This window comes from Luteococcus sp., from assembly GCF_043424415.1.
Taxonomy (GTDB): domain Bacteria; phylum Actinomycetota; class Actinomycetes; order Propionibacteriales; family Propionibacteriaceae; genus Luteococcus.
Map to the genome: position 1 here is coordinate 1 of NZ_JBHWOO010000084.1, position 5060 is coordinate 5060.

The 5060-nt window shown below is 66.2% G+C and carries 9 protein-coding genes and 1 pseudogene; 2 read left to right on the forward strand and 8 right to left on the reverse strand.

Going from position 1 to position 5060, the window contains the following annotated elements:
- The 6 genes and pseudogenes from ACHFFZ_RS05000 to ACHFFZ_RS05025 all read right to left on the reverse strand — a co-directional run.
- Positions 1-508 (reverse strand): GtrA family protein (locus ACHFFZ_RS05000; RefSeq protein ID WP_394275562.1); only part of this gene is annotated, 508 nt, incomplete at its 3' end.
- A 231-nt stretch (positions 509-739) separates the two neighbouring features.
- On the reverse strand, positions 740-964 hold the full coding sequence (locus ACHFFZ_RS05005) for a type II CAAX prenyl endopeptidase Rce1 family protein (protein WP_394275563.1): 225 nt from the start codon (positions 962-964) through the stop codon (positions 740-742).
- The gene (locus tag ACHFFZ_RS05010) at positions 961-1359 is read right to left on the reverse strand and encodes a hypothetical protein (RefSeq protein WP_394275564.1); all 399 of its coding nucleotides are present in this window, start codon (positions 1357-1359) and stop codon (positions 961-963) included. Before ACHFFZ_RS05010 ends, ACHFFZ_RS05005 begins: the two co-directional genes overlap by 4 nt.
- A 72-nt stretch (positions 1360-1431) precedes the next feature.
- A complete protein-coding gene (locus ACHFFZ_RS05015) occupies positions 1432-1611 on the reverse strand; it encodes a zinc finger domain-containing protein (protein WP_394275570.1) in 180 nt (59 codons plus the stop codon).
- Positions 1612-1697: 86 nt separating this feature from the next.
- The gene (locus ACHFFZ_RS05020) at positions 1698-2180 is read right to left on the reverse strand and encodes a GNAT family N-acetyltransferase (protein WP_394275565.1); all 483 of its coding nucleotides are present in this window, start codon (positions 2178-2180) and stop codon (positions 1698-1700) included.
- A 21-nt stretch (positions 2181-2201) separates the two neighbouring features.
- A pseudogene (locus tag ACHFFZ_RS05025) lies at positions 2202-2342 on the reverse strand (zinc finger domain-containing protein); the annotation flags it as partial.
- 214 nt (positions 2343-2556) lie between these two features.
- Between ACHFFZ_RS05025 and ACHFFZ_RS05030 the strand changes: the two are divergent.
- Together ACHFFZ_RS05030 and ACHFFZ_RS05035 are read left to right on the forward strand one after the other, a co-directional pair.
- The gene (locus ACHFFZ_RS05030; RefSeq protein ID WP_394275566.1) at positions 2557-2910 is read left to right on the forward strand and encodes a DUF523 domain-containing protein; all 354 of its coding nucleotides are present in this window, start codon (positions 2557-2559) and stop codon (positions 2908-2910) included.
- 181 nt (positions 2911-3091) lie between these two features.
- A complete protein-coding gene (locus ACHFFZ_RS05035; RefSeq protein ID WP_394275567.1) occupies positions 3092-3727 on the forward strand; it encodes a LysE family translocator in 636 nt (211 codons plus the stop codon).
- A gap of 6 nt (positions 3728-3733) precedes the next feature.
- Here ACHFFZ_RS05035 and ACHFFZ_RS05040 read toward each other — a convergent pair whose 3' ends face one another.
- Positions 3734-4303, reverse strand: coding sequence for a pyridoxal 5'-phosphate synthase (locus ACHFFZ_RS05040; protein ID WP_394275568.1), 570 nt, complete (start codon positions 4301-4303; stop codon positions 3734-3736).
- The coding region (gene mutM, locus ACHFFZ_RS05045; protein WP_394275569.1) for a bifunctional DNA-formamidopyrimidine glycosylase/DNA-(apurinic or apyrimidinic site) lyase at positions 4300-5060 on the reverse strand (761 nt) is incomplete at its 5' end. The genes mutM and ACHFFZ_RS05040, both read right to left, overlap by 4 nt.

The window sequence follows — 5060 nt, forward strand, 5'->3', positions numbered from 1 at the left end:
CGAAGTTGATCGGCAGCGTGAGCACGATGGTGATCAGCTGCGCCCAGTAGGCGCGGTCGCGCAGCCCCTGGCTGCCGTCGAAGACCGACGAGGGCAGGTAGAACATGCTGGTCGGGTTCGTCAGGGCGGTCTTGATCAGCAAGCCGACCGCCGCCGCCACGGAACCGACGGCGAAGAAGGGCCAGAACTCGCGCCAGTAGCTGCGCCGGTGCTCCCGCTTGAAGGTCCACGAACGGTTCAGCTGGAAGTTCCAGAAATTGGCGACCCCGAAGGCGCCGATCCACACCACGTGCGTGAAGCGCAGGGCGTGACGCTCGGTGAGGAAGACCAGGGGGTCATTGTCGTGGGCGGTGCCCCCGTGCAACTTGGTCATGATGACGGCCACCACCATGTTGACCACGACACCCGAGCCGCCGACCATGCCGAACTTGATGAACTGGCGCAGGTGGCGTCGTCCGCGCTGAAGGCGCGACTCGCCGCTGGAGGTGGTCTCGGGGATGTGGCTCACAATCATGAAAGTTTACCCGCGTCAGTCCCTTCCAGCTGCCTTGCCACCCCCGACAGGCCGACGGAACTGCCGGACCAGGACCAGGGTCGTCAGCACGAGCGCTGCCGATTTGGCGGCCACGACGGAGGCAGTGTGGGTGTCGTACAGGGTGGTGTCCACCTGGCTGGCTGCCGCCAGTACCAGGTTGCTCGCCGCGTGCACCGCGCTGGGCACCGCAAGGCCTTGGCTGGCTCAGGCAAGGATGGCAAAGCACGTACCGGAGATGAGGTGGTTTGCCCACTCGACGATGCTGCCGGGGTTGTGGACAAATGCGAAGACCGGAACCACCAGCCCATAGGCAAGTACGGGTGATGTCACCCACCTGCCGAGCAACTGGGGCAACCAGGCACGACAGATGAGTTCCTCCGCCAGGGCGCCCAGCGGAATGGTGAAGGCCGCCGCCGCGAGCACAGTCACCCCGGTCTGGACGGGGGCGGCCTCGATCCGACCAGCAGTGCCACGCAGAGGATCAGCAGGGTCATCACACCTGCCGTGAGCGAGGCTGCGCGCCAGAAGACAGGCCAGTCGAAGCAAGGTACGACACCCATCAACTGCACGGCGGGACGTCGCTCACCCCATCGCACTGCCAGCGGCAGCGCCAGCAGGGCGACACCCATGGAACCGAAGGCAAGCAGGTCGTCGGCACGCGCGCCCAGTCCCGCGCGCAGGCCTTCAGTCACGGCCACGAAGAGCAGTGCGAAGACCACGAGGAAGGGGGCGAGTTCGGTCAAGGAATGCCACCAGGTGCTGTTGCCAGTGCGCCGGGCCAGGAGGTGGAAGGGTGCAGTCTGTTCGAGCGGTCGTGCAGTCACCGTGCGACCATAACAAGCAGCTCGTGGGGCAGGTATCCAGCGGAAAAGTGCCCCATCGCTCGTGCAACGTGCTCACCGCTCCCCCGCTCTGGACCTCCTGCTCTGGGCTCCCGTGCCCTGGAACCTGGCGGGGTGCCCGCGCAGCCGCTGGCAGTTGGGGCAGTAGTGGCTGGAGCGGTTCATGAACTGCTCTCGCATGATGCCGGTGCCGCAGCGCGGACACGGACGGTCGGTCTGTCCGTAGGCATTCAGCGAACGGTCGAAATAGCCCGACTACATGACTTTGTTGCGCTCACATGGCCGATGAGTGCCGGAATGTGCCGATCTTCGTTCACGAGCTACAGAAGCAGCAACATCACGCCGTCGCCCTCACGGCCAGCAACGACCTCGAATCCGAGAGAGCCGTAGAGCTGCTTGGCGAAATTGTCAGGCTCCACGGACAGGCTGATCTGGCCAAGTCCCCGAGCCTTTGCCTCGGAGACAAGCGCTTGAAGCAGGCGGCGCCCCAGACCTTGGCCTCTGGCATCGCGTGACACCCACAGGCTTGCCTCAGGCGTCTGCTCATCGACGAAACCGTACCCGGGGTCATCCGCCGGCAGGAACTGGGCCCAGCAGACCCCGATCGGGTTTCCACCGACCTCCGCGACGACGCCGAAGTCGCCACGCTCAGGGCGAATGGTCACGTAGTGCGAGAATTCTGGACGGGCCAGAACGTCATCCATCGTGAAACGCTCGCCGCACCAGTTCATATTGCCCAAGGTCGCACGCTGCAGCAACGACGTCTCTTCAGATCGAAGCGGTCGCAACCCAAGGGCCATCATGGCGCGATCCTATCACTGCGATCACCTGAGCCGCTGGCACCGCGGACAGAAGGTGGAACTCCGATTGGTGAACTGGACGCGCACCATGGTCGTCCCGCAACGGGTGCAGGGCAGGCCCTCACGCCCGTAGGCGTTCAGCGAACGGTCGAAATAGCCGGACTTCATGACTTTGTGACGCTGACAGGTGCCGGTGAGTACCGGACTGTGCCGATCTCTCAGGTCGCTCGTCATAGTCTGCTCTCATGACTGATACCGGCGGCTAGACCCAGGGCGGTGAGCGCATGCCTCGCGGGCATTCCGTGCCGGTACGGCGGCCGGGCGAGACCGACGGGCGCCATGGCCAGTCTCGTTGCGGACGGATTGGCCATTCCGGTCTGTGCTGAGGTACTCGCCGGCCCGCCCCCCGCGCCCACCCGCCGAGATCGTTGGCGGCGACGGGGATGACGTGCTGGCCGGCCGCGCGAAGGTTGTGTGCGACGACGGAACAGACGTCACCGAGCAGTTCGTCCGCGGGGCACGCCTGGCCGCAGAGTCACTGGTCACCCGTGGCATCACCCGTGTCACGCTCCAGGCTCTCAGCCCGACATGCGGTTGCGGGCAGATCCACGACGGCACCCATACCGGGGCTCAACGGCCCGGGGACGGCGTTTTCGCGGCAGAGCTAGAGCGGCGAGGCATTGCTGTTGAGGCGCTTCGAGGGGACCGACCGGAGTCGGGCGAAAGTATCTGACCGCGCCCTATGCGTCAGTGCACACGCTGACATCTCGGGCACCGAGTGAAGCTCCGATTCGTGAACTGCTCGCGCTCCATCGGCGTCCTGCAACACCTCCAGGCAGACCCTCGGGGCCGCTGCCGCCCCGCCATGTCGCGTCAAAGCCATGACGTGTGCCCTGCGGCCTCATAATGGCTGGGTGCCTCCGATTGCCGCCATCCTGGCCTTCGCATTGTCCGTGCTACCTCTTGTGTTGACGCCTGGCGCCAGCTTCACCCTGGTCAGCGCCCGAAGCCTTGCCGGCGACAGACGTGGGGCAGGGTTGGTGATCCTCGGCACGGCGTGCGGCATCGTCGTGCATGCCATCTTGGCAGGTATGGGTTTGGCAGCGGTGGTCCTGCGATCGGCTGAGCTCTACCGGTGGATTCGCCTCATCGGGGCCCTGTATCTCATCGGCCTGGGCCTGTCGCTCATCTGGAAGTCGTACCGAGGCCACGGCGATACATCCCCAACTCCGCCTCCGCGTGCGTTTGCATCGCTCAGGTCGACGTTGCTGGGGGCGCTTGTCGCCAACGTCCTCAACGTCAAGGCCGCCACGATCTACCTGACCTTGGCGCCTCAGTTCATCTCCTCCTCACAGGTGGGCATCTGGTCGATGCTCATGCTTGCTGCTGCCCACATCGTCGTGATGCTGGCGTGGCTCGGTCTGTGGACGGCTGGTCTCACCGAGTTCTCTGGGCGGCTTGACCCGCGTCGCTGGACCCGTCGTATCGACGTCGCGGGGGGCGCGGTGCTCGTCGGCCTGGGGACGCGCAGCGCCATCCAGGTCAGATAAGGAGCCTCAGCGAATCTCGCGGCCTCCCCGCTGAACACGGAGCATCCAAGCGCCGTCGAATGTGTTGTAGACGACACGGGTGTGCTGGCGATCGACGGACGCCTGGAAGAACTCCACCTGCGAAGGCACCAGACGCCACAGCCGCCAGTCCCCCGGCGCCACACTCGCCCGGGCGGTTTGGCTCCTCGCCGCCAGGTCCGCGTCGCACTCGGCGGGAGTCGCCTCGAACACCCGGCCTCTGACCCGAACGGCCCGCATGATGGGCTGCCAGTACACGTCGATCGCGGCAACCGGATTCACAGCAAGCTGCCGACCTTTCGTCGATGACGCCGTGCCAGCAAAGGCCCAGCCACGCTCGTCGACGTCCTTAAGAATCAACGTGCGAGCGTCGGGGACCCCGACCGCGTCGACTGTGGCCAGGCTCACCGCGTGCGGCTCCTGCACCCCAAACTCCAGCGCGGTCTCGAGCCAGGACCGGAACAACACAACGGGATCGTGCGGCAGTGTCTCCACGTTGAGCTCCAGGGCGCGACCCGAGAGGGAAGGGATCCGGCGGAGCTGATCAGCCATCGTCATGGTGCCACGTTAGCCGCAGGACACGCCCGTCCCCGCAATCGCTGGCACCTCGGGCACCGCGTGGAGCTCCGGTTCGTGAACTGCTCGCGCACCATCGGCGTCCCGCATCGCTTGCAGGGAAGGCCCTCCCGGCCGTAGGCATCCAAACTTCTGTCGAAGTACCCCGACTCACCGTTGACCTTGACGTAGAGCGCGTCGAAGCTGGTGCCGCCCTGCCCGAGCGCCTCGGCCATGACGGTGCGGGCCGCCTCCAGCACGCCGACGGCCTGGGCGCGGGTGAGCTTCTCGGTGGGGTGCTCGGGATGGATCTGGGCCAGCCACAGCGCCTCGTCGGCGTAGATGTTGCCGATGCCGCTGACCAGGGCCTGGTCGAGCAGGGCCCGCTTGACGGTGGTGCGCTTTCGACGCAGGCGCTGTGCGACATCGGCAAGGTCGAAGTGCTCGTCGAAGGGGTCGAGTGCGATGTGCGCGATCTCGGCGGGGAGCTCTGCACCGCCGGGGCTGAGCTGGAGCCCGCCGAACATCCGCTGGTCGACGAAGCGCAGCTGTTCCTGGCCGCCGTCCAGGTCGAACAGGACGCGGGTGTTGCGCAGCAGCGGCGCGTCGGGGCGGTCGACACGGAACTGGCCGCTCATGCCCAGGTGGGCCAGGACCGCGTCCCCGTCGTTCAGGGGGAACCACAGGTACTTCCCGCGACGGCGCGGGGCGGCAAAGGTACGTCCGGTCAGGGTGAGCTCAAAGTCGCGCGGACCCACCA